This is a genomic window from Pseudomonas sp. 2995-3 (genome assembly GCF_002742565.1).
GTDB classification, from domain to species: domain Bacteria; phylum Pseudomonadota; class Gammaproteobacteria; order Pseudomonadales; family Pseudomonadaceae; genus Aquipseudomonas; species Aquipseudomonas edaphica.
The window spans coordinates 197,224-222,362 of sequence record NZ_LJSB01000178.1; the positions used below are offsets into that span (position 1 = coordinate 197,224).

21 protein-coding genes are annotated in these 25,139 nt (G+C 60.9%); 6 read left to right on the top strand and 15 right to left on the bottom strand.

From position 1 onward, the window contains the following. Positions 1-86 precede the first annotated feature (86 nt). The 9 genes from AOA62_RS15605 to mtnA form a co-directional block, all read right to left on the bottom strand. Positions 87-371, bottom strand: coding sequence for a hypothetical protein (locus AOA62_RS15605; RefSeq protein ID WP_017136101.1), 285 nt, complete (start codon positions 369-371; stop codon positions 87-89). Between the two features lie 161 nt (positions 372-532). Beyond that, positions 533-2,227, bottom strand: coding sequence for a 30S ribosomal protein S1 (gene rpsA, locus AOA62_RS15610; protein WP_017136102.1), 1,695 nt, complete (start codon positions 2,225-2,227; stop codon positions 533-535). Between the two features lie 120 nt (positions 2,228-2,347). Continuing rightward, positions 2,348-3,037, bottom strand: a complete 690-nt coding sequence (cmk, locus tag AOA62_RS15615; protein ID WP_003172653.1) for a (d)CMP kinase — start codon at positions 3,035-3,037, stop codon at positions 2,348-2,350. Continuing rightward, positions 3,034-5,244, bottom strand: coding sequence for a bifunctional prephenate dehydrogenase/3-phosphoshikimate 1-carboxyvinyltransferase (locus tag AOA62_RS15620; protein WP_256592335.1), 2,211 nt, complete (start codon positions 5,242-5,244; stop codon positions 3,034-3,036). Before AOA62_RS15620 ends, cmk begins: the two co-directional genes overlap by 4 nt. A 28-nt stretch (positions 5,245-5,272) precedes the next feature. Beyond that, complete coding sequence (gene hisC, locus AOA62_RS15625) at positions 5,273-6,385, bottom strand: histidinol-phosphate transaminase (RefSeq protein WP_099549096.1); 1,113 nt, start codon at positions 6,383-6,385, stop codon at positions 5,273-5,275. 9 nt (positions 6,386-6,394) lie between these two features. Further along, positions 6,395-7,489 (bottom strand): prephenate dehydratase, encoded by a 1,095-nt coding sequence (pheA, locus tag AOA62_RS15630; protein WP_003172650.1) that lies wholly within the window; start codon positions 7,487-7,489, stop codon positions 6,395-6,397. Further along, positions 7,489-8,574, bottom strand: coding sequence for a 3-phosphoserine/phosphohydroxythreonine transaminase (gene serC / locus AOA62_RS15635; protein WP_026013609.1), 1,086 nt, complete (start codon positions 8,572-8,574; stop codon positions 7,489-7,491). Before serC ends, pheA begins: the two co-directional genes overlap by 1 nt. A gap of 246 nt (positions 8,575-8,820) precedes the next feature. Beyond that, complete coding sequence (gene gyrA / locus AOA62_RS15640; protein ID WP_017136106.1) at positions 8,821-11,484, bottom strand: DNA gyrase subunit A; 2,664 nt, start codon at positions 11,482-11,484, stop codon at positions 8,821-8,823. A 423-nt stretch (positions 11,485-11,907) separates the two neighbouring features. Beyond that, positions 11,908-12,978, bottom strand: coding sequence for an S-methyl-5-thioribose-1-phosphate isomerase (mtnA, locus tag AOA62_RS15645; RefSeq protein WP_099549097.1), 1,071 nt, complete (start codon positions 12,976-12,978; stop codon positions 11,908-11,910). A 109-nt stretch (positions 12,979-13,087) separates the two neighbouring features. Here mtnA and AOA62_RS15650 point away from each other — a divergent pair, with 109 nt between their 5' ends. The 4 genes from AOA62_RS15650 to AOA62_RS15670 all read left to right on the top strand — a co-directional run bounded on the left by AOA62_RS15650 (position 13,088) and on the right by AOA62_RS15670 (position 16,776). Further along, positions 13,088-14,419, top strand: a complete 1,332-nt coding sequence (locus AOA62_RS15650) for a TRZ/ATZ family hydrolase (RefSeq protein ID WP_017136108.1) — start codon at positions 13,088-13,090, stop codon at positions 14,417-14,419. Positions 14,420-14,483: 64 nt separating this feature from the next. Continuing rightward, positions 14,484-15,182, top strand: a complete 699-nt coding sequence (ubiG, locus tag AOA62_RS15655) for a bifunctional 2-polyprenyl-6-hydroxyphenol methylase/3-demethylubiquinol 3-O-methyltransferase UbiG (RefSeq protein ID WP_003172645.1) — start codon at positions 14,484-14,486, stop codon at positions 15,180-15,182. 4 nt (positions 15,183-15,186) lie between these two features. After that, a complete protein-coding gene (gene mupP / locus AOA62_RS15660; protein WP_099549098.1) occupies positions 15,187-15,858 on the top strand; it encodes an N-acetylmuramic acid 6-phosphate phosphatase MupP in 672 nt (223 codons plus the stop codon). Between the two features lie 177 nt (positions 15,859-16,035). Next, entirely contained in the window at positions 16,036-16,776 is a 741-nt protein-coding gene (locus AOA62_RS15670; protein ID WP_017136110.1) for a YciK family oxidoreductase, read from the top strand. Positions 16,777-16,951: 175 nt separating this feature from the next. Here the strand turns inward: AOA62_RS15670 and AOA62_RS15675 are convergent, their stop codons facing one another. The 6 genes from AOA62_RS15675 to AOA62_RS15700 are packed head-to-tail and all read right to left on the bottom strand — an operon-like array spanning position 16,952 to position 23,115. Continuing rightward, positions 16,952-18,466, bottom strand: coding sequence for an ABC transporter substrate-binding protein (locus AOA62_RS15675; protein WP_099549100.1), 1,515 nt, complete (start codon positions 18,464-18,466; stop codon positions 16,952-16,954). A 35-nt stretch (positions 18,467-18,501) separates the two neighbouring features. Further along, the gene (locus tag AOA62_RS15680; protein WP_099549101.1) at positions 18,502-19,473 is read right to left on the bottom strand and encodes an ABC transporter ATP-binding protein; all 972 of its coding nucleotides are present in this window, start codon (positions 19,471-19,473) and stop codon (positions 18,502-18,504) included. Continuing rightward, positions 19,470-20,426, bottom strand: coding sequence for an ABC transporter ATP-binding protein (locus tag AOA62_RS15685; protein WP_099549102.1), 957 nt, complete (start codon positions 20,424-20,426; stop codon positions 19,470-19,472). Before AOA62_RS15685 ends, AOA62_RS15680 begins: the two co-directional genes overlap by 4 nt. After that, a complete protein-coding gene (locus AOA62_RS15690; RefSeq protein WP_099549103.1) occupies positions 20,423-21,280 on the bottom strand; it encodes an ABC transporter permease in 858 nt (285 codons plus the stop codon). The genes AOA62_RS15685 and AOA62_RS15690 overlap by 4 nt, the downstream gene beginning before the upstream one ends. Next, positions 21,277-22,224, bottom strand: coding sequence for an ABC transporter permease (locus AOA62_RS15695; protein ID WP_017136113.1), 948 nt, complete (start codon positions 22,222-22,224; stop codon positions 21,277-21,279). Before AOA62_RS15695 ends, AOA62_RS15690 begins: the two co-directional genes overlap by 4 nt. 3 nt (positions 22,225-22,227) lie before the next feature. Beyond that, the gene (locus AOA62_RS15700; protein WP_017136114.1) at positions 22,228-23,115 is read right to left on the bottom strand and encodes a proline iminopeptidase-family hydrolase; all 888 of its coding nucleotides are present in this window, start codon (positions 23,113-23,115) and stop codon (positions 22,228-22,230) included. 183 nt (positions 23,116-23,298) lie between these two features. Between AOA62_RS15700 and AOA62_RS15705 the strand changes: the two genes are divergently transcribed. After that, a complete protein-coding gene (locus AOA62_RS15705; protein ID WP_017136115.1) occupies positions 23,299-24,063 on the top strand; it encodes a LuxR family transcriptional regulator in 765 nt (254 codons plus the stop codon). A gap of 93 nt (positions 24,064-24,156) precedes the next feature. Beyond that, positions 24,157-25,089, top strand: a complete 933-nt coding sequence (locus tag AOA62_RS15710) for a proline iminopeptidase-family hydrolase (RefSeq protein ID WP_017136116.1) — start codon at positions 24,157-24,159, stop codon at positions 25,087-25,089. The last annotated feature ends 50 nt before the right edge of the window (positions 25,090-25,139 follow it).

Below are 25,139 nucleotides of genomic sequence, written 5' to 3' on the forward strand. Positions count from 1 at the left end.
TTTAGCATGACTTGGTGAATTTGAACAGCCCACCTGCCAACTTATCTGCAGCATAAACGGATACCCGGAACACATGCTTGACCCCCTCAATTACAGATCACCAACATGGTACGAGTGACAGCGCCGGCAGGGTTCCAGCCGAACAGATAGTCACCCTCCTCGTCCTTGGCATCACTGGATCGGGTGATGACCTTGTAGCCCTGCATCTTGCACTCCCGGGCAGCGCGCTTCTCACACTTGTCCCAGTTGCTGCCAAGGCCCGAGCAGTCGATCTCAATGCCGCTGACGCCGCGCTTGGCGTGGGTTTTGGCACTGGTGGCAGTGCAGCCGGCCAGCAGCACCACTGCGAATAAAACGATAAGCCTGTTCATTCAAATCCTTATTGAAACAACAACACAGCGGAGCATTTGTTAAGAACTATAGTCAGCTCTGACACTGGGCTGCACGCCTTGGTTCTAACTTGTTGATTCAACGAATTTCAGGCACAAAAAAGGGCGACCGAAGTCGCCCTTTTTCTATGGTCTGACAGAACTTAGTTCTGCTTTTCCATTTGTGCACGCAGCAGGTCGCCCAGAGTGGTCGGACCCGAAGCGATGTCAGAGGTAGCTGGCTTGTCGCGCAGGCTCTGAATTGCTTCTTTCTCTTCGATCTCGTCCTTGGACTTGATGGAGAGTTGGATCACGCGGCTCTTGCGGTCAACGCTGATGATCTTGGCTTCTACTTCCTGGCCTTCTTTCAGAACGTTGCGCGCGTCTTCAACGCGGTCACGGCTGATTTCGGAGGCTTTCAGAGTCGCTTCGATATCGTCGGCCAGAACGATGATGGCGCCTTTGGCGTCAACTTCTTTCACAGTGCCTTTAACGATTGCGCCTTTGTCGTTCTCTTGAACGTACTCGGAGAACGGATCGCTTTCCAGTTGCTTGATACCCAGGGAGATGCGCTCGCGCTCTGGGTCAACCGACAGGATAACGGTGTCCAGCTCGTCGCCCTTCTTGAAACGACGAACAGCTTCTTCGCCCACTTCGTTCCAGGAGATGTCGGACAGGTGAACCAGGCCGTCGATGCCGCCGTCCAGACCAATGAAGATACCGAAATCGGTGATCGACTTGATGGTGCCGGAGATTTTATCGCCCTTGTTGAACTGGCCAGAGAAATCTTCCCATGGGTTAGATTTGCACTGCTTGATGCCCAGGGAGATACGACGACGCTCTTCGTCGATGTCCAGAACCATAACTTCCACTTCGTCGCCGACTTGTACGACTTTCGAAGGGTGGATGTTCTTGTTGGTCCAGTCCATTTCGGAAACGTGTACCAGGCCTTCCACGCCTTCTTCCAGCTCTGCGAAGCAGCCGTAGTCGGTCAGGTTGGTAACACGCGCGGTTACGCGAGTGCTTTCTGGGTAACGAGCTTTGATAGCAACCCATGGATCTTCGCCCAGCTGCTTCAAGCCCAGGGAAACGCGGTTACGCTCACGATCGTACTTCAGAACCTTGACATCGATCTCGTCGCCAACGTTGACGATTTCGGAAGGATGCTTGATACGCTTCCAAGCCATGTCGGTAATGTGCAGCAGGCCATCGACGCCACCCAGATCGACGAATGCGCCGTAATCGGTGAGGTTCTTGACGATACCTTTGACTTGTTGGCCTTCCTGCAGGGATTCCAGCAGAGCTTCACGCTCGGCGGAGTTCTCTGCTTCCAGGACGCTGCGACGGGAAACGACAACGTTGTTGCGCTTCTGGTCGAGTTTGATGACCTTGAATTCGAGTTCTTTGCCTTCCAGGTGCGTGGTGTCGCGCACAGGACGAACGTCGACCAAAGAACCTGGCAGGAACGCACGGATGCCGTTAACGTCGACAGTGAAGCCGCCTTTAACCTTACCGTTGATAACGCCCTTGACCACTTCTTCAGCTGCGAAGGCTGCTTCGAGAACAATCCAGCATTCAGCGCGCTTGGCTTTTTCACGGGACAGCTTGGTTTCACCGAAACCGTCTTCAACCGAGTCCAGAGCAACGTGAACTTCGTCACCGACATTGATAGTCAGATCGCCAGCATCGTTGTAGAACTGTTCCAGCGGGATCAGAGCTTCAGACTTCAGACCAGCGTGAACGGTTACCCAGCGAGCTTGGTAATCGATATCAACGATAACACCGGTGATGATGGAGCCTGCCTGAAGGTTCAGGGTTTTTAGGCTTTCTTCAAAGAGTTCCGCAAAGCTTTCGCTCATTTTAATTCCTGTTGATAAGGGCGAAGAATACGCCCATCTCCACACCCCAGACGGTGTGGGTCAGTTTCAGTTAAAAGAAGCCACCGCAGGACTATGACTGGTCCCCTGCGGCCTTCTTGATCACCCGGCGATATCGCGAATGGCGATTTCACTCAAGATGCGTTCCAGCACCTGCTCGATGGACAACTCCGTGGAATCCAGCTGTATGGCGTCAGCCGCCGGCTTTAGCGGGGCTACCGCACGCTGGGTATCACGCTCATCGCGTGCACGGATCTCATCTAGCAGACTCGACAGACTAACACCATCGACTTTGCCCTTCAACTGCAAGTAACGGCGGCGAGCACGCTCCTCGGCGCTGGCGGTCAGGAAAATCTTCAGCGGCGCCTCGGGAAACACCACGGTACCCATGTCACGGCCATCAGCGACCAGGCCCGGCGGCTCCTGAAACGCCCGCTGGCGCTGCAGCAATGCGTCACGCACGGCCGGCAGAGCGGCAACCTGGGAGGCCCAGGAGCCGACTTGTTCGTTGCGCAGGTCATCGGTCACGTCATCACCCTCAAGGATGATGCGCTGCGGATGACCTTCCGTCGCGCCGACGAACTGCACATCAAGGTGCGCCGCCAGCAGCTTCAGGGATTCTTCGTTGGTCAGGTCGACGCCATGGTTGCGTGCGGCAAAGGCCAGCAGGCGGTACAGCGCGCCGGAATCCAGCAGGCACCAGCCCAGGCGCTTGGCCAGAATGCCGGCGATCGTGCCTTTGCCCGAGCCGCTTGGCCCGTCGATGGTAATCACCGGTGCTTTGATATTCACAATTGAGCCTCTTGGGCAACACGGATGCCGACGTGGGCACACAGTGTAAGAAAATTCGGAAAAGACGTAGCAACATTGGCGCAGTCACGGATACGAATCGGCGCGGCCGCCCGTAGGGAGGCCACGCTGAACGCCATGGCGATGCGGTGATCACCATGGGATTGCACTTCGCCACCGCCCATTGGGCCACCGTCAATGATAATCCCATCAGGTGTCGGTTCACACTTCACGCCAAGGGCCAACAGACCATCGGCCATGACCTGGATGCGGTCGGACTCCTTGACCCGCAGTTCTTCGGCGCCACGCAGCACGGTGCGCCCTTTGGCGCAGGCCGCCGCCACGAACAACACCGGGAACTCGTCGATCGCCAGCGGCACCAGGGCCTCGGGAATCTCGATGCCTTTTAACTCAGCGGCGCGCACGCGCAGGTCGGCAACTGGCTCACCGCCCACTTCACGCGGGTTTTCCAGGGTGATATCCGCGCCCATCAGCCGCAGGATATCGATCACGCCAGTGCGCGTCGGGTTAACGCCAACGTGCTCCAGCAGCAACTCGGAGCCTTCAGCAATCGAAGCCGCCACCAGAAAGAACGCCGAAGAGGAAATATCCCCCGGCACTTCTATATGCGTAGCCGTCAATGCATGGCCCGACTCGACAGACGCCGTAGCCCCCGCCACGGCAACCGGATAACCAAACCCACGCAACATCCGCTCGGTATGATCACGGGTCGGCGCAGGCTCGGTCACCGAGGTCTTGCCCTCGGCATACAACCCGGCCAGCAACAGGCAGGACTTCACCTGCGCACTGGCCATCGGCATCGAATAGTCCAGGCCTTTGAGCGCCTGGCCACCGCGAATTGTCAACGGCGGATGCCCGTCCGGTCCGGTCTCGATCACTGCGCCCATTTCCCGCAGTGGCTTGGCCACGCGGTTCATCGGGCGTTTGGACAGCGATGCATCACCGGTCAACACACTGTCAAAGCGCTGCGCCGCGAGCAACCCGGACAGCAAACGCATCGACGTACCGGAGTTACCCAGGTAGATCGGCCCCGGCGCCGGCTGCAAACCGTGCAACCCCACACCATGGATCGTCACGCGCCCGTGGTGCGGCCCTTCAATCACAACGCCCATGTCACGAAACGCCTGCAGGGTTGCCAGGGCATCTTCGCCTTCGAGGAAACCTTCGACTTCGGTCACGCCGTCGGCCAATGAGCCCAGCATGATCGAGCGATGGGAGATCGACTTGTCGCCCGGCACCCGGATCTGCCCGCTCAAGCGGCCGCCCGGTTTGGCGAGAAAGGTCTGCTCATCGGCGTTCACAGCGGTTTCCATGTAGGCCCGGCGCGCCAGGATCTTGCTGAAATGCTCACGCGCCACCCGCGCACGGGTGAACACGCCCAATAATTGATGGCCATCACCCGCATCAACCGCATCGCGCAAGGCGTCGAGGTCACTGCGGAAGGTGTCCAGGGTGCGCAACACAGCTTCACGATTGGCGAGGAAGATGTCGTGCCACATCACCGGGTCACTGCCGGCAATCCGCGTGAAATCGCGAAAACCACCGGCGGCGTAACGGAAAATCTCAAGGTTTTCGTTGCGCTTGGCCAGAGAATCCACCAAGCCAAAGGCCAGCAAGTGCGGCAAATGGCTGGTCGCCGCCAACACTTCGTCGTGGCGCTCGACCTGCATGTGCTCGACATCCGCGCCCAACTCGCGCCACAGACGATCCACCACCGCCAAGGCCGCCGGATCGGTCTGCTCAAGCGGGGTCAGAATCACCTTATGGCGACGGAACAACTGCGCATTGGACGCCTCGACGCCGCTCTGCTCGGAACCGGCAATGGGATGGCCCGGCACAAAACGCGCCGGCATGCCGCCAAAGGCGAGTTTGGCGGCGCGTACCACATTGCCTTTGGCACTGCCGACGTCCGTGAGGATCGCCTGCCCAAGGTCCATGCCGGCCAGCAAGGCCAGCAACTTCTCCATCGCCAGAATCGGCACGGCGAGCTGGATCACATCCGCGCCCTGGCACGCCAGCGCCAGGTCTGCCTCACAGCGGTCCACCACGCCCAGCTCCACCGCCAGCTTGCGCGATTGCGGGTCCAGGTCCACACCGACCACCTCGCCACACAGCCCGCTTTCACGCAGGCCCTTGGCGAAGGAGCCACCGATCAACCCCAGGCCGACCACCACCAGGCGACCGATCATAGGCACAGCAGGTTGCAATGCAGTGACATCAACCACGAGCCAGAACCTTGGCCAACGCCTCCAGGAAGCGACTGTTTTCGGCCGGCAAGCCAATGGTGATACGCAGGTGGTTCGGCATGCCGTAGTTGGCCACCGGGCGCACGATCACGCCTTCGCGCAGCAGGCCCTGGAACACCGGCGCGGCGACTTGGCCGAGGCCCACACAAATGAAGTTGCCCTTGGAAGGAATCCAGCCCAGGCCCAGCTCACGGAAACCTTCCTGCAGCTGCAGCATGCCGCTTTCGTTGATGCGACGACCTTCTTCGAGGTACTCGGCATCCTTGACCGCCGCACACGCCGCCGCCAACGCCAGGCTGTTGACGTTGAATGGCTGACGCACACGGTTGAGCACATCGGCAACCACCGCGGTGGACAAGCCGTAACCCACGCGCAGCGATGCCAGGCCGTAGGCCTTGGAGAAGGTACGCGACACCAGCAGGTTCGGGTAAGCCGCCAGGAAGTCCAGGCCGTCCGGCAGGTCGCTGCCTTCGGCATACTCGATGTAGGCTTCGTCAAGCACCACCAGCACGTGCTCGGGCACATCCTGCAGGAAGTCGTTCAGCGCCTGGGCGTCGAACCAGGTGCCGGTCGGGTTGTTCGGGTTGGCGATAAACACCACGCGGGTTTGCGCGTCGATGGCCGCCAGCATGGCCGGCAGGTCATGGCCCCAATCCTTGGCAGGAATGACGCGGGCGTCAGCCCCCACAGCCTGGGTCACGATCGGGTAGACGGCGAACGCGTGCTCGCTGAACACCGCATTCAGGCCTGGCGCCAGGTACGCACGGCCGACCAGCTCAAGAATGTCGTTGGAACCGTTGCCCAGGGTTACCTGGTTCGGTTCGACGCGGCAGTTCTCGGCCAGCAGCGACTTGAGGGCGAAGCCATTACCGTCCGGGTAGCGGGTCAGCTCAGTCAGTTCCTCACGAATCGCCGCCAATACTTTTGGGCTTGGGCCCAGCGGGTTTTCGTTACTGGCCAGTTTTACGATCTTCGACGGGTCCAGGTTCAACTCACGCGCCAGCTCGTCCACAGGCTTGCCTGGAACGTAAGGCGACAGTTGTTGCACGCCCGGCTGAGCCAGGGCGAGGAAGTTGCCACTCATGTTAAAGCCTCACAAAACCGCTTTCGGGTAAGAGCCCAGCACCTTGAGTGCCACGGCTTCCTGACTGATTTTCTCCAGCACCCCTTTGACCAGCGGGTCGCGGTGGTGGCCGATGAAGTCGATAAAGAACACATAAGTCCATTTACCGCTGCGCGAAGGGCGAGTTTCGATTCGCGTCAGGTCAATCCCGTTATCGTGGAACGGCACCAGCAGCTCATGCAGCGCGCCGGGCTTGTTGCTCATGGAGACGATGATCGAGGTTTTGTCGTCGCCGGTCGGCGGCACTTCCTGGCTGCCGATCATCAAGAAGCGCGTGGAGTTATCCGGGCGGTCTTCGATTTTTTCGGCCAGGCGCGTCAGGCCATACAGGCCCGCAGCCATGTCACCGGCGATGGCCGCCGAATTCCACTCACCCTTGACCCGCTTGGCCGCTTCGGCGTTGCTGGACACCGCCACGCGCTCGACATTCGGGTAATGCGCGTCCAGCCACTTGCGGCACTGGGCCAGCGATTGGGCGTGGGAGTAGATACGGCTGATGCTGTCGGTCTTGGTGTTCTCGCCCACCAGCAGGTGGTGGTGGATACGCAGTTCGACTTCACCGCAGATCACCATGTCGTGCTCAAGGAAGCTGTCCAGCGTGTGGTTGACCGCGCCTTCGGTGGAGTTTTCCACCGGCACCACGCCAAAATTCACCGCACCGGCCGCCACTTCGCGGAACACTTCATCGATGGCCGCCATCGGTTTGCTGATCACCGCGTGGCCAAAATGCTTCATGGCCGCGGCTTGGGTGAAGGTGCCTTCCGGGCCGAGGTACGCCACCTTAAGTGGCTGCTCCAGCGCCAGGCACGACGACATGATTTCACGGAACAACCGCGCCATCTCTTCGTTGCCCAACGGGCCTTTGTTGCGCTCCATCACGCGCTTGAGCACCTGGGCTTCGCGCTCAGGCCGGTAGAACACCGGCACTTCGCCTTCAGCCAGGGACGCCATTTTCACGCGGGCGACTTCCTGGGCGCAGCGCGCACGCTCACTGATCAGCTCCAGGACTTTCTCGTCCAGGCTGTCAATACGTACACGCAGGGCCTTGAGTTCTTGCTCAGACATTAGCCGTGTTCCTTTTCGAACTCTGCCATGTAGGCAACCAGCGCGTTGATCGCGTGGATGTCGACAGCGTTGTAGATGGAGGCGCGCATGCCACCGACCGAACGGTGGCCCTTGAGGTTCAGCAGGCCACGTGCGTCGGCACCGGCCAGGAACGGCTTGTCCAGGCGGTCATCGGCCAGGCGGAACGGCACGTTCATCCACGAGCGGTCGGTGAGGTTGATCGGGTTGCTGTACAGGCCGCTGGCGTCGATGAAGTCGTACAGGGTGCGCTTCTTCTCTTCGTTGAGCTTGCCCATGGCGGCCACACCGCCCTGCTCTTTCAGCCATTCAAACACCAGGCCCGACAGGTACCAGGCGAACGCCGGCGGCGTGTTGTACATCGAGCCATTATCGGCCGCGACCTTGTAGTTGAGCATGGTCGGGCACAGCGAACGCGCGCGGCCCAGCAGGTCTTCGCGGACGATGTTGACCAGGATGCCGCTCGGGCCGATGTTCTTCTGCGCACCGGCGTAGATCATGCCGTATTTGGACACATCGATCGGGCGCGAGAGGATGTCCGAAGACATGTCGCACACCAACGGCACGTCACCCACTTCCGGCACCCAGTCAAACTCCAGGCCGCCGATGGTTTCGTTGGCGACGTAGTGCACGTAGGCCGCGTCTTTGGACAGCTTCCACTCGTTCTGACCCGGAATGGCGAAGTAGTCGTAAGGCTTGGCGGTACCCGCCACGTTGACGTGACCGTAGCGCGACGCCTCTTCAATCGCCTTCTGACCCCAAATACCCGTGTCGATATAGTCGGCAGTGCCGTCTTCCGGCAACAGGTTCAATGGGATTTGCGCGAACTGCTGGCTCGCGCCGCCTTGCAGGAACAGCACTTTGTAGTTGGAAGGGATGTCCAGCAAGTCGCGCAGATCCTGCTCGGCCTTGGTGGCGATGGACACAAACTCATCGCTGCGATGGCTCATTTCCATCACGGAGAGGCCTTTTCCATGCCAGTCGAGGAGTTCACCCTGCGCACGCTGCAGGACTGCTTCAGGAAGCGCCGCGGGACCGGCACAGAAGTTATAGGCTCTCTTGCTCACATCCAATCTCACTCTGATCTGGTTGGGGCTGCAATCATGTTCGGCAACGGCCTTGCGCTGGCGCGAGCCCTTGTGGGAGCTGGCTTGCCTGCGATACAGGCACCTCGGTAGTTGCAGTGATACCGCGGTGATGCTATCGCAGGCAAGCCAGCTCCCACAGGGATCGAAGCCAGACCAAGGACATGTGTTTCAAAGGGGACACAAACAACAAGGGGGCGAATCTTCATCCGCCCCCTGTGTGTCCGCTTATTCCTGCGGTTCTTCTTCGTCTGCGGCAGCATCGAGGGTTGGCTCGTCGACGTTGTCATCGCCGGTTGCGATCACCTCGCCATCGAATACCGCACCGTCTTCGCCTTCCAGCTCTTCGCCTTCGACTTCCGATGGCTCCTGGACGCGCTCCAGGCCTACCAGCGTTTCGTCGCTGGCCAGCTTGATCAGCGTCACGCCCTGGGTGTTACGGCCCAGGCTCGACACTTCAGCCACACGGGTACGCACCAGAGTGCCCTGGTCAGAAATCAGCATGATCTCCTCACCATCAAGCACCTGCACCGCGCCAACCAGACGGCCGTTGCGGTCGTTGCTGACCATGGCGATTACGCCCTGGCCGCCACGCTTGTACTCCGGGAACTCGCTGATGGCGGTCCGCTTGCCATAACCACGCGCCGAAGCGGTGAGGATCTGGCTGCCTTCTTCCGGGATCAGCATCGAAATCAGCTTCTGCCCTTCCGGCAGACGCATACCGCGCACACCGCGAGCGGTACGGCCCATGGCGCGAACGTCGGATTCCTTGAAGCGTGTCACTTTGCCGCCATCGGAGAACAGCATGACTTCACGCTCGCCATCGGTGATGGCCGCAGAGATCAATACGTCGCCTTCGTCCAGCTCCAGGGCGATCAGGCCCACGCTGCGCTGGCGGCTGAAGGATTCCAGCGGAGTCTTCTTCACGGTGCCTTTGGCGGTGGCCATGAAGATGAAGTGACCTTCGGTGTATTCCTCGACTGGCAGCATGGTGGTGATGTATTCATCACTGTCCAGCGGCAGCAGGTTGACCAACGGACGACCACGGGCAGCGCGGGAGGCTTCCGGAATCTCGTAGGTCTTGAGCCAGTACACCTTGCCTTTGCTGGAGAACAGCAACAGCGTGGTGTGGCTGTTGGCAACCAGCAGGTGAGCGATGTAGTCCTCATCCTTCACGCCGGTAGCCGATTTACCTTTACCGCCACGACGCTGAGCCTGGTACGCAGCCAATGGCTGGGTCTTGGCGTAGCCACCGTGGGAAATGGTCACCACACGTTCTTCTTCCGGGATCATGTCACCCAGGGTCAGGTCGAGGCGCGCATCGAGGATTTCGGTGCGGCGCACGTCGCCGTATTCGGCACGGATCACTTCCAGTTCTTCGCGGATCACTTCCATCAGGCGCACAGCGCTGTTGAGGATGCGGATCAGCTCGCCGATCTGGTTGAGAATCTCCTGGTACTCGGCCAGCAGTTTCTCGTGCTCCAGGCCGGTCAGACGGTGCAAACGCAGTTCCAGAATGGCCTGGGCCTGTTCCGGCGACAGGAAGTACTTGCCGTCGCGCAGGCCGTATTGCGGGTCCAGGGTTTCCGGACGGCACGAATCGGCACCGGCACGTTCAACCATCGCCACGACGGCGCTGGATTCCCACGGCATCTTGATCAGCGCTTCCTTGGCTTCCGACGGCGTCGGCGAAGCCTTGATCAGCGCGATCACCGGGTCGATGTTCGACAGCGCTACCGCCTGGCCTTCCAGGATGTGGCCGCGCTCGCGGGCCTTGCGCAGTTCGAACACGGTGCGGCGGGTGACCACTTCGCGGCGGTGACGCACGAAGGCTTCGAGCAGGTCCTTGAGGTTCAGGATGCGCGGGCGGCCGTCGATCAAGGCCACTACGTTGATACCAAACACGCTTTGCAGCTGGGTCTGGGCGTAGAGGTTGTTGAGGATCACCTCAGGCACTTCGCCACGACGCAGCTCGATCACCACGCGCATACCGTCTTTGTCAGACTCGTCGCGCAGTTCGGTGATGCCTTCGAGCTTCTTCTCTTTAACCAGCTCGGCAATCTTCTCGATCAAACGCGCCTTGTTCAACTGGTACGGGAGTTCGGTAATGACGATCTGCTGGCGGCCACCGACCTTGTCGATGTCTTCGATCATCGAGCGGGCGCGCATATAAATGCGGCCACGGCCGGTACGATAGGCTTCGATGATGCCGGCACGGCCGTTGATGATCGCGGCAGTCGGGAAGTCCGGACCGGGGATGTATTGCATCAGCTCATCGACGGTCAGCTCAGGGTTGTCGATGAGGGCCAGGCAACCGTCGATGACTTCACCGAGGTTGTGCGGCGGGATGTTGGTGGCCATGCCCACGGCAATACCGCTGGAACCGTTGACCAGCAGGTTGGGAATACGGGTTGGCATGACGGCCGGGATCATTTCGGTGCCGTCGTAGTTCGGCACCCAGTCCACGGTTTCTTTATGCAGGTCAGCCAGCAGCTCGTGCGCCAGCTTGGTCATGCGTACTTCGGTGTATCGCATGGCCGCAGCGTTGTCGCCGTCGACCGAACCGAAGTTGCCCTGGCCGTCTACCAGCAGGTAGCGCAGGGAAAACGGCTGGGCCATCCGAACGATGGTGTCGTACACCGCAGTGTCGCCGTGAGGGTGATACTTACCGATCACGTCACCGACAACACGGGCAGATTTCTTGTACGGCTTGTTCCAGTCGTTACCCAGCTCGCTCATCGCGAACAGCACACGCCGGTGCACGGGCTTCAAGCCATCGCGCGCATCAGGCAGTGCCCGACCGACAATTACGCTCATTGCGTAGTCGAGGTAGGACTGTTTCAGCTCGTCTTCGATATTGACCGGGAGGATTTCTTTGGCCAGTTCGCCCATGAGAAGCCTGATTCCTTTTTCGGGTGAAACCTCGTCACATCCATATGGGACGAACGAAGCTCGCCGTTGCTGGCAGAGTGCCTGACAACGACTTACGACAAATCAACGAGTTATGACACGGATCTGCACGTTATGGGCAACCCCTCGGGGCGGCCCTGGAAACCGCCGGATGTTATCACAATCGCCGCCACGCACCTATCCCCCTGATGCGCATGGAGGCTAGTAATTTGACGGATGACAGGCTTGAGAGGGACGAGAGAGGCTCAGAGCGGGGTGGGTGCTGTTTTTTGAGGCTGGATCCAAGGGTTTTATTGACTTACAGGGCCAATCGCGGGCAAGCCCGCTCCCACATGTTGGCCTGCGAGCACCGTAAGTGTGGGAGCTGGCTTGCCTGCGATGGCGATCCTACAGCCACCAAAGCCCTCAATGCAGGCGCTTACGGCACATCAACTTGGCCAGCTTGGCAGTATCGGGCCGTTCGACAATGCCTTTTTCGGTCACGATCACATCAATCAGGTCCGCCGGCGTCACATCGAAGACAGGATTAAACGCCGCAACCTCCAACCGCTGACCGTTAACCTCCAGCAACTCCGCCGCATCACGCTCTTCCAGGCTGACATCATCACCGGTAGCCATCATCAAATCGAGCGTCGAACTGGGCGCCACCACCATAAAACGCACGCCGTGGTGCATGGCACACACCGCCAATTGATAAGTGCCGATCGGGCCGATCACATCACCATTGGCCGCAATGCAGTCGGCGCCGACCACGACCCAGGTCACGCCTTTGGTCTTGAGGATATGCGCACCGGCCGAGTCAGCATTGACCGTCGCCGGGATACCCTCACCTGCCAGCTCCCACGCGGTCAGCCGCGAACCTTGCAGCCACGGGCGGGTTTCGTTGACATAGACATGTTCGACCAAACCCTCGAGGAACGCTGCGCGGATTACCCCAAGGGCCGTGCCCACGCCGCCAGTGGCCAGGGCGCCCGCATTGCCATGGGTGAGGATCGCCTGGGCGTTGCCCTGGTGCTTGCGGATGCGTTCGAGGCCCAATTGGGCCATGACCAGGTTGGCTTCGCGGTCGCTTTCATGGATCGCAATGGCTTCGGCTTCCAGCACCGCCAGCGGGTCGGCGTGTTTTTTGACCCGATCCAGGCGGTCACGCATGCGCTTCAAGGCCCAGAACAGGTTAGCGGCGGTCGGACGGCTATCGGCCAGCAATGCGTAGTCTTCTTCCCATGCCGCCTGCCAGTCACCGCCTTCGGCGATCCGCTCGCGGGCGGCCAGCACCAGGCCGTAGGCAGCACTGATGCCGATAGCCGGCGCGCCACGCACAGTCATGCTGCGAATGGCTTGGGCGACTTCAGCCGCCGAAGTGCAGGCCACCCAGGTTTCCCGCGAGGGCAAGGCACGCTGATCGAGCAGGTGCAGTGCGCCATCACGCCAATCGATGGCCTTCACTTTCTCTGCAGCTAACAGTCGGTCGCGCATCCCTTACCCCGCACTCATGAACAAAAGCCGCCGATTATAGCGATCCGCCAGCCAGGACGCTCGGGTATACTTCGCCCTTCTTTTATAGCTGCCTGGGAAGAAGCCTGCGATGACCTCCACTGCCGCCCCGCTCGACTTATTGCTGCTGCCAACCTGGCTGGTACCTGTCGAACCCGCTGGCGTGGTGCTCAAGGAGCACGGCCTGGGCATCCGTGACGGGCGCATTGCGTTTATCGGGCCACGGGCGGCGGCCTTGAAGCTGACAGCCAGCGAAGTGCGCGAGCTGCCGGGCATGCTGCTCAGCCCCGGTTTGATCAACGCCCACGGCCACGCGGCGATGAGCCTGTTTCGCGGCCTGGCCGACGATCTGCCGCTGATGACCTGGCTGGAAAAACACATCTGGCCCGCCGAAGCCAAATGGGTCGATGAAGCTTTCGTGCGCGACGGCACCGACCTGGCCATCGCCGAACAGCTCAAGGGCGGCATCACCTGCTTCTCGGACATGTACTTCTACCCCAAGGTCGCCAGCGACTGCGTACACAACAGCGGCATGCGCGCGCAGATCGCGCTGCCGATCCTCGACTTCCCGATCCCAGGCGCCAGCAGCGCCGATGAGGCGATTCGCCAGGGCGTGGAGCTGTTCGGCGACCTCAAGCACCACCCGCGTATCAAGATCACCTTCGGTCCTCACGCGCCCTACACCGTAAGCGACGCCAACCTGGAAAAAATCCGGGTGATTGCCGAAGAACTGGACGCCGCCATCCATATGCATGTGCACGAAACCGCCTTCGAAGTGCAACAAGCCGTGGACAAGACCGGCGAACGCCCACTGGCGCGCCTTGGCCGTCTGGGCCTGCTCGGCCCACGCTTCCAGGCCGTTCATATGACCCAAATCAGCGAGGACGACCTGGCTTTGCTGGTAGAAAGCAACACCAGCGTCATTCATTGCCCGGAATCGAACCTGAAACTGGCCAGCGGCTTTTGCCCGGTGGAGCGTCTGTGGCAGGCTGGCGTGAACGTGGCCATCGGCACCGACGGCGCGGCCAGCAACAATGACCTCGACCTGTTGGGCGAAACCCGCACGGCGGCGATGCTGGCCAAGGCTGTCGCCGGCTCGGCCACTGCCCTGGACGCCCATCGCGCCCTGCGCATGGCTACGCTCAATGGGGCGCGTGCCATGGGCCTGGACAGCGAGATTGGCTCGCTCGAAGTCGGCAAGGCGGCGGATATCGTCGCATTCGATCTTTCGGGGCTGGCGCAACAACCGATCTACGACCCGGTCTCAACGCTTATATATGCCACCGGACGCGAGTGTGTGAAACACCTTTGGGTCGCCGGCAAGCAGTTGCTCGACGACCGGCGATTGACCCGCATGGATGAACAGCAGTTGACCGCCACGGCCATCGCCTGGGGCCAACGGATCAGCGGGCACAGCGAATAACGAAGGTCTTGAACCGCGCCGTTCAGGACTGAATAACCGATTTATCAGATTTAGAGGATTCACCATGAGCAACGTCGACCACGCCGAAATCGCCAAGTTTGAAGCCCTGGCCCACCGCTGGTGGGACCGCGAAAGCGAGTTCAAACCCCTGCACGACATCAACCCGCTGCGCGTCAACTGGATTGACGAGCGCGTCAACCTGGCCGGCAAGAAGGTGCTGGACGTCGGTTGCGGCGGCGGCATCCTCAGCGAAGCCATGGCCCAGCGCGGCGCCACCGTGATGGGCATCGACATGGGCGAAGCGCCGCTGGCCGTGGCCCAACTGCACCAGCTGGAATCCGGCGTGAGCGTCGAATACCGCCAGATCACCGCCGAAGCCCTGGCCGAAGAGATGCCCGAGCAGTTCGACGTGGTTACTTGCCTGGAGATGCTCGAGCACGTGCCAGACCCGTCCTCGGTGATCCGCGCCTGCTTCCGTATGGTCAAGCCGGGCGGCCAGGTGTTCTTCTCCACCATCAACCGCAACCCCAAGGCCTACCTGTTCGCGATCATCGGCGCCGAATACATCATGAAGCTGCTGCCGCGTGGCACCCACGACTTCAAGAAATTCATCCGCCCAAGCGAGCTGGGCGCCTGGAGCCGTCAGGCCGGGCTGACCGTCAAGGACATCATCGGCCTGACCTACAACCCGCTGACCAAGCACTACAAGCTGGCGAGCGACGTGGACGTCAACTACATGATCCAGACCCTGCGCGAGGAGTAAGCCTGTGAAGTTGCGAGCAGTTCTCTTCGACATGGACGGCACCTTGCTGGACACCGCGCCGGACTTTATCGCGATCTGCCAGGCCATGCGCACCGACCGCGGCCTGGAGCCGATCAACCCCCAGCACATCCGCGATGAAATTTCCGGCGGGGCACGGGCGATGGTCGCCGTGACCTTCTCGATGGACCCCGAATCCCCTGGCTTTGAAGCGTTGCGCCTGGAGTTCCTGGAGCGCTATCTCAAGGGCTGCGCAATCCACAGCAAACTGTTCGACGGCATGGCCGAGTTACTGGAAGACATCGAGAAATCCAAACTGGTCTGGGGCGTGGTCACCAACAAACCGTTGCGCTTTGCCGAACCGATCATGCAGCAACTGGGCCTGGCCGAGCGTTCGGCACTGCTGATCTGCCCGGACCACGTGAAGAACAGCAAGCCAGACCCCGAGCCGCTGATCCTGGCGTGCAAGATGCTCGACCTGGACCCGGCCAGCGTGTTGTTCGTGGGCGATGACCTGCGCGATATCGAGTCTGGCCGCGACGCTGGCACCCGCACTGCGGCGGTCACCTTCGGCTACATCCACCCGGACGACAACCCACGCAACTGGGGCGCCGACGTGGTAGTGGACCACCCGCTGGAGCTGCGCAAGGTGCTGGATAACGCACTGTGCAGTTGCTGATTGTGCGAGATACCCACTAGCACTGAGATCACTGTGGGAGCTGGCTTGCCTGCGATAGCGGTCTGCCAGCTAGCACTTGCGGTGACTGATACTCCGCCATCGCAGGCAAGCCAGCTCCCACATGAAATGGATTCCACTTCAAGGCCTGTTTCAGCTTGAATTCTGTCGAGGTTTTTTATGTTTGATTACTCCGCACGTCCAGAACTGCTCAAAGACCGGGTGATCCTGGTGACCGGTGCCGGTCGCGGGATCGGCGCGGCGGCGGCAAAAACCTATGCCGCCCACGGTGCCACCGTATTGCTGCTGGGCAAGACCGAAGCCAACCTGGCCCAGGTGTATGACGAGATCGAAGCGGCCGGCCAGCCGCAGCCGGTGGTGATCCCGTTCAACCTGGAAACCGCCCTGCCCCATCAATACGATGAGCTGGCAGCGATGATCGAAAAAGAATTCGGTCGCCTCGACGGCCTGCTGCACAACGCCTCGATCATTGGCCCACGCACGCCGATCGAGCAGTTGTCCGGTGAGAATTTCATGCGCGTGATGCACGTAAACGTCAACGCGATGTTCATGCTGACCAGCACATTATTGCCACTGCTCAAGCTGTCCCAGGATGCGTCGGTGGTGTTCACCTCCAGCAGCGTCGGGCGCAAGGGCCGGGCGTACTGGGGCGCTTATGGGGTGTCGAAGTTTGCCACCGAAGGCTTGATGCAAACCCTGGCAGACGAGCTGGAAGATGTGGCTTCGGTACGCTCAAACAGCATCAACCCGGGCGGCACACGCACCAGCATGCGTGCCCAGGCGTATCCGGGCGAAAACCCGATGGAAAGGCCTGCACCGGAAGACATCATGCCGGTGTACCTGTACCTGATGGGGCCGGACAGTGCCGGGATCAATGGGCAGGCGTTTGATGCGCAGTAAGCACTGACACTGTTCACCTGAAACAACAGGGAACCCAATGTGGAACTGGGTTCATGTGGGAGCTGGCTTGTGTGGGAGCTGGCTTGCCTGCGATGCGGGCAACTCGGTCTATCTGTTAAACCGAGTTGATACCATCGCAGGCAAGCCAGCTCCCACATTTGCTTAGCGGTGACCGTTAGTTCTTCACCACTTCCTCAAGGGTAAAACGCCCCAGCGGGTTCTGCAGGAAGTTGCTCACGTTCTTGCGTGAGATGTTGATGTACGGGCTGTAGTACAGGTCAATCCAGTTCACATCCTGCTTCGCCAGCTTCTGCAACTCCACATACATCTGCTCCCGCTTGGCCGGGTCGGCCTCGATCCGCGCCTGCGCTACCAACTCTTTAACCTTATCGTTCTTGTAGCGGGTCATGTAGTTCTGGTTGGTGTCATGGCCGAGCACGAAGGTGGTCTTCTGGTCCGGGTCGAGGATGTCGTTGGTCCAGTACATCACCGAAATATCGTACTCACCGTCCACCAGCATCTGCCAGCTTTGGGTCGGGTCGACCTTTTGCAGGTTGGCGGTCACGCCGACCTTGGCCAACTGGTCCTTGATGATCACCGCAATCTGCTCGTCAGCTTCGTTGCCGGCATTGACCACGTAGTTGAGTTTCAAGTCCTTGGCACCAGCCTCTTCCAGCAGTTTCTTGGCGGCAGCTGGGTCATACGGGCGTTGCAGGTTGTTGGCGTAGTGGTACAGCGAGCCTTTGGGGATGTAGGAATAGGCCACGGTGCCTTGGCCGTACGTGGCGCTCTTGACCAGCGACTGCTTGTCGATGGCCATGTCCAGCGCCTCGCGCACCTGAGGCTTGGCCAGCAGGCCGTGGGCGTGGTTGATCAGCAGGTGATCTTCGCGGGTCGAGGGGTCGGCGTGGATCACCACATTGTTGTCTTTCTTCAATTCTTCCACGCGGGAGAACGGCACGAAGATCGCCGTGTCCAGCTCGTTGTTCTGCACCATGCGCATGCGCGTGTTGTCGTCGGTGACCGAGACCCACTCCACGCCATCCAGGCTCACGTTCCTGGCCTGCCAGAAGTTCGGGTTCTTTTTGAGGATCACGCGGTCGCCCTTGCGCCATTCCTCCACGGTAAACGCGCCGGAGGTCACCGGGTTTTCCGAGTAGGCGTCTTCGCCCATCGTGGTCATGGCTTTTTGCGACAGGATCGATACCGTCGGCGAAGCCAGTTGCGAGAGGAAGGCCACAGCCGGGGTTTTCAGCGTGACCACCAGGGTCTGCGGGTCGCTGGCCTTGGCCGTGCTGATCAGGCTGAACGGATCTGCCCACAGCGACGCCTTGTTGTCGCGGATGCGCAACAGGCTGAACGCCGCGTCATCGGCGGTGATCGCCGAGCCATCAGAGAACTTGGCGTCACGCAGCTTGAAGGTGTAGGTCAGGCCGTCCTTGGAAATCTCCCAGCTTTCGGCCAGACCCGGTTCCATCTTGGTGCCCAGGTTATCCACGCGCACCAGGGTGTCGTAGACGTTGGCGAACACCCACGTATCGCGGTTCTGTGCGCTTTTGATCGGGTCGAACGTGGTGCTGTCTTCACGGCAGCCGATGGTCAGCACGCCGGCGGCGTGGGCCAGCCCGGCAGTGAGGGACCAGGCGGTCAGTGTCGCGGCGGCGAGCAACTTCAAGTGGCGCGATTGCATGTCATAACTCCTTGTTCATGAATGGCAGAAGTGGGTCAAAACAGAGGTTCTTCAAGCACGCAACTGTACCGATGCTCGTGCAGGTAATGGGTCGGCGGCAACACCACGGAACACATCGTCCGGGCATGCCGGCAGCGCGGGTGAAAGGCGCAGCCGGTGGGCAACTTCAGCGGGCTCGGCGGCTCACCGGGCAACGGTTCTGCGGGCAACGGCCGGTGCGGATCGATCTCGGGAATCGCCTCGATCAACGCCGCCGTATACGGATGGCGTGGCGCAGTAAACACTGCTTCCACTGGCCCTTCTTCGACGATTTTGCCCAGGTACATCACCGCCACGCGGTCGCACAGGCGCCGCACGATGGCCAGGTCATGGGCGATGAACAGAATCGCCAGGTTCATGCGCTGTTGCAGCTCCAGCAACAGGTTGATGATCTGGCCCTGAATCGACACATCCAGTGCCGCCACGCATTCATCGGCAATGATCAGACGCGGCTCCACCGCCAGGGCGCGGGCGATGCCGACGCGCTGGCACTGGCCACCGCTGAGGGAGCCGGGTTTACGGCTGGCGAGTTCAGGGCGCAGGCCCACCAGGTCAAGCAGCTCGACCACGCGAGCCGGTATCTGCTCCAGGGCGACCTTGCGCTGCACCCGCAGCACTTCGGCAAGGGTTTCGCCAATGCTGTGTCGCGGGTTCAGGGCAGCGTAGGGGTCTTGGAAGATCATTGCGGTTTCATGCCGCAGGCGGGCGATGTCGATAGCACTGCCCCGGGCCATGTCGACGCCATCGAACAACACCTGCCCGGCGCTGATCGGGGTGAGGTGCAGAATTGCCCGCCCCAGCGTGCTTTTGCCACTGCCGGACTCGCCCACCAACCCCAGGGTTTCACCTGCGGCCAGGTTGAGCGACACACCATTGACCGCCCTCACCCACTGTTTATTAAGGCCCAACACACCCGTGCCGGACGCGGCAAACCGCACCTCCAGGTCCTTGATCTGCAACAGGCTCATGGGCGCTCTCCCAGCGGATAGTGGCAGGCTACGCGCGCACCTTCGGGCAGCACCTCAGTGCACAACGCCGCCACTTGCGGGCAGCGCGGGTTGAAGCGGCAACCGTCGGGCAAGGCATCCAGTAACGGCGGCTGGCCAGGGATGGTGCGCAGCAAGGCGTGGCCGCTGCTGTGGGCGGGTTGGCAATTGATGAGGCCAGCGGTGTACGGGTGTTGTGGATGGGCCAGCACGTCGTATTTGCTCGCGTGCTCGCACAGGCGTCCGGCGTACATCACCGCGATGGAATCACAGGTCTGCGCCACCACGCCCAGGTCATGGGTGATCATGATGATCGCCAGGCCACGCTGGTCACGCAGCTCCAGCAGCAGGCGCAGGATCTGCGCCTGCACCGTCACATCCAGCGCGGTGGTCGGCTCGTCGGCAATCAGCACTTGCGGGTTGCAGCCCAGGGCCACGGCGATCATCGCGCGCTGGCGCATGCCGCCGGAGAACTCATGGGGGTAGTTGTCGACCCGCGCCTTGGGATCGGGAATACCGACCTGGCGCAGCACCTCGATGGCTTGCAGGCGCGCGTCTTTTTTCGACGCACCCTGATGCAAACGGATGCCTTCGGCGATCTGCTCGCCAATGCGCATCAACGGGTCAAGGTGACTGCTGGGGTTCTGGAAAATCATGCCCAGTTGCCCACCGCGCACGGCGCGCATGCCAGCCTCATCGAGTTGCAACAGGTCGCGACCGGCCAGGCGCACGGCGCCGCCTTGCACCCGCAGGTTGGGCGACGGCAACAGGCGCATCAGGCCGCGACAGGCCAGGGTTTTGCCCGAGCCGCTTTCACCCACCAGGCCGAGGATTTCCCCTTCGGCCAGATCAAAGGACACACGATCAACCAGCGTGACCTCACGCCCGCCATTGTTGGCGATCACGCTGAGGTCCTGCACGTGAAGCAGGCTCATGAACGATCCCCCAATACTTGCGCCACACCATCGGCGAGCAGGCTGAAACCCATGGCCAGGGTCACAATGGCCAGGCCCGGGAAGGTGCAAAGCCACCAGGCGGTGGTGATAAACGCCTGCCCTTCGGCGACCATCGTGCCCCACTCCGCCGTCGGCGGTTGCACGCCCAGGCCCAGGTAGCTCACGGCGGCGCCATTGAGCAGCACCAGCACGGCGTCGGACATCGAAAACACAATCGAGCCAAACATCGCGTTGGGCAATAAGTGCCGGAACAGAATGCGCCCATGGCCAAAGCCCAGGCTCTTGACAGCCAGGGCGAAGTCGCTTTCCTTGAGCACCAGGATCTGCGAGCGGATCAACCGCGCATACGACACCCAGCCCACCAACGCCATGGCGATATAAAAACTCTGCAAGCCCGGCCCAAGGATGGCCATGATCGCCAGCATCAACACCAGGAACGGGAACGCCAGCACCACGTCGATCACGCGCATGCACACGCTGTCGAAGCGCCCGCCGATGTATCCGGAAACAGCGCCGATAAAAGTGCCAATCAGGAACGGGAAGATCACGCCGATAACGGCCAGTTGCAGGTCAATCCGCGCGCCCCATATCACCCTCGAAAGGATGTCTCTGCCGTAGTTATCCGTGCCAAATGGGTGGGAAAAGCTGGGCGCCAACAAGCTCAGATCGGTGTTCTGCGCAATCGGGTCATACGGCGCGATCCACGGCGCGAACAGCGCCAGGGCCAGCCACATAAACAGGATCAGCAAGCCCCATGCGGCGGTCAGCCGACCATTGCGAAAACCAAACCGCAGGCGCAAACGCCACGGCGCAATCAGTGGTCGGCTGCTCATTGCATCTTCACCCGTGGGTCGAGGGCCACGGTCGCCACGTCCGCGACGAAGTTGACCACCACCGTCGCACACGCCAGCACCATCGCCACGCCCTGCACCACCATGTAGTCGCGGGTAAAAATGCCGCGCACCAATAATTGGCCGATGCCGGGAATCGCGAACAGGCTTTCGATCACCACCGTGCCGCTGATCAGCCAGCCGATATTCACCGCCAGCAGGTTAACCGCCGGCACCAGGGAGTTGGGTAACACATGCCGACGAAACACCGCCGCCTCCGATAGCCCGCGTGCGCGGGCAGCGGTGACATGGTCAGCCTGCAACTCCATCAGCATGCTCGCCCGCAGGTTGCGCACCAGCACCGCCGCCAGCGCCAGCGCAATGGTCAAGCACGGCAGGACCATGTGGTGGGCTTTATCTGTAAACGTGCGACCGTAGCCCGATACCGGGAACAACCCCCACTTCACACTCAGCAACAGAATCAGCATCAAGCCCAGCCAGAAGGCCGGCATGCCCAGGCCGACCGTGGTGAACACGCGGATCAGGTTATCCGCCCAACCGCCTTTGTTGCGCGCCGCCACGGTGGCCAGCGGCACCGCGATCAACAGCGCCAGCAGCACACTGCCGAGCACCAGCACCAGCGTCGGCTCAATGCGGGTGACGATCAGTTTCAACGCGTCGACCTTATAGAGCAGTGACTGGCCGAGATCGCCCTTGAGCAGGTTCTTGAGGAAGTAGAAATATTGCAGCCACAAGGGCTGGTCCAGGCCGTATTGGGCGCGGATTTTCAGCAGCGCGTCCGGCGTGCTACGCGAGCCCAGCAAGGCCCGCGCCGGGTCGCCGGGGATCGAGCGCACCAGCACAAAGGTGATCAGGCTGATGCCAAACAACACCGGCAGCAATTGCAGCGGCCGGGACAACACAAAACGGTAACGCGCAAGATTCATCCGTCAGCCTCGGTGGCGAGCGAGGAAGTCCAGCAGCACCGGGAAGTACGCGTGGGGTTCCTCATAAAACGGCATATGGCTGCTGTTGGGGAATACATGCAACTCGGCGTGTGTGGCGGCGAGTTTCATGCGATGGGCACAGGCGGGTGTGAGTTCGTCGTGCTGGCCGGTGGTGATCAGGATCGGCATCTTGAAATCGGCCATCTCCGGGATGCGGTTCCAGTCCTTGAGGTTGCCGATATAGAGGAACTCGTTGGGGCCTTGCATGGTTTCGTAAGGCCCCATGTTCCAGTCGCCCAGGGAGCGCTTGACCGGCTCCGGCCATTCGTCCAGACGGCAGACGTGGCGGTAGTTGAGCAAGGTGATAGCGGCCTGATACTGCGGATGGTCGAGTGTGCCCATGGCTTCATGGCGCTGCATCATGGCCACGGTTTCGCTGCCGAGGGCACCGCGCAGGCGTTCGAGCTCCTGGGACAGGTGCGGAATATCGCCGACGGTGTTTTCCAGGATCAGGCTTTTCAGGGCGTCGGGATAGTGGATGGCGTACTCGATGCCCAACCAGCCGCCCCACGAATGCCCAAGCAGATGCACGCGGCCCAGGCCCAGTGCCTGGCGCACGGTTTCGACTTCTTCGACATAACGGCCAATTTCCCACAGGGAAACATCTGATGGTCTGGCTGATGCGCCCGTGCCAAGCTGATCGAATGCAACCACTCGCAGGTTATGCTCTTTGAGCCAGCCATGGGCGTCGCGCAAGTAGTCACACGGCAGGCCCGGGCCGCCGTTGAGACACAAGAGCACCTCATCGCCGTCGCCAAAGCTGTAGGCCACGAGGTTATGGCCATCGACCTGCACGTTGTACTGCTGGTCGGGGGCAATTTCACGCCACATGCATACATTCCTTGTGTTGTATCGGCCTGGCAGGTAGCGGCCGTTTACAGGGCCAACACTACCGAGGATGCCGCGCGTCCATAACCTAGTAGTTCTTATAGGTTTGGCCTGGCAGTCCTTCGCCGGGGCGTGGCATTCTACTTGCCGCAAGTCGAGATTCAAATGAATTCGGGAGCAGAACGGATGCTGTCCAAACTTACTGCCTTCAACAACCGCCTCATGCCCGGCAGGAGCCTGGTTGAACAGGTGGACAACACGTTTGTCCTCGCCCAGCAGTTGGGCTTTGATGCGTTGGTGTATGACTACACGCCGGTGCCCATCGACCAGGACGGTTCGCTGATCACGCCTTCGGTGCTGGAGTCGCGCAACACGCCGTCGGACTGGCACGCGTTATGGTGCAGCGAAGGGTTTTACCAGATCGACCCGGTGCAGCACCTGGCCTTGAGCACGGTGTCGCCGTTCGTGTGGTCCTATGAGGCCAAAGCCGACACTGCGCTGCAAAAGATCATCGACCCGTGCCATGCGCCCGTGTCCTCTTATTTGCATGAACGCCAACTGACCTGCGGCGTCACCGTGCCGATCCACCTGCCGCGTGGCGGCTTCGCGTCGCTGACCGGCCTGCGCACCGGCAAGGCCAGCACGGTGCTGGAAGATGCCCAGCAAACCTTGACGGACTTCAGCCTGATCACCCATGCCTTGCAGGAAGCAGCCTACCCGCTGCTGAGCAAAGAGCTACGCACCTACCCGCACATCCATCTGACCAAACGCGAGCGCGAGTGCCTTAAATGGGCGGCGGAGGGCCTGACCGCCGCCGAGATCGCCACGCAGTTAAGCCGCTCACTGGCGGTGGTCACCCTGCACCTGGCCTCGGCCATGCACAAACTGGGCGCCAAGAACCGCGTACAGGCGGTGGTGCGCGCGACCCATTACCGCCTGCTCGAAGATTGATCCGTCGGTAAAACCTAGCTGTTTTGCTAGTTACTTAAACGCTGCGTGCCGACTATCGTATTCCTGATCCTTTTTTTCAGAGCAGGGTACGAAATGGAATTCATCGAGAAAGTCCGCGAAGGCTACGCGGCCTTCGGCGCCTACCAGACCTGGTACCGCGTCACTGGCGACCTGGGCACCGGCCGCACGCCCTTGGTGATCCTCCATGGCGGCCCCGGTTGCACCCATGACTACGTAGACGCGTTCAAGGACGTCGCCGCCAGCGGCCATGCGGTGATTCACTACGATCAAATCGGCAATGGCCGCTCTACGCACTTGCCGGACAAGGACGCGTCGTTCTGGACCATCGACCTGTTCCTCGACGAGCTGAACAACCTGCTGGACCACCTGCAGATCAGTGACAACTACGCGATCCTGGGGCAATCCTGGGGCGGCATGCTCGGCAGCGAACACGCGATTTTGCGACCCAAGGGCCTGCGCGCATTTATCCCGGCCAACTCGCCCACCTCCATGCGCACCTGGGTCAGCGAAGCCAACCGCCTGCGCCAACTGTTGCCCGAAGGCGTGCATCAAACCCTGCTCAAACACGAACAGGCCGGCACTTACCAAGACCCGGAATACCTTGCGGCGGCGCGGATCTTCTATGACCAGCATGTGTGCCGAGTAAACCCATGGCCGGAAGAAGTGGCGCGCACCTTTGCAGCCGTAGACGCCGACCCGACGGTGTACCACGCCATGAGCGGCCCGACCGAATTTCACATCATCGGCAGCTTGAAGGATTGGAGCGTGATCGGGCGCCTGTCGGCGATCAATGTGCCGACGCTGGTGATATCAGGACGCCACGACGAGGCCACGCCCTTGGTGGTCAAGCCGTTCCTGGATGAAATCACTGACGTGCGCTGGGCGTTGTTTGAAGACTCCAGCCACATGCCCCACGTGGAAGAACGCCAGGCGTGCATGGGGACGGTGGTGAAGTTTCTGGACGAGGCGTGTTCGCTGCCGCACCGAGCACTCAAGGCCGGCTGAGTTCAACTGTGGGAGCTGGCTTGCCTGCGATAGCGGTACATCAGTTACAG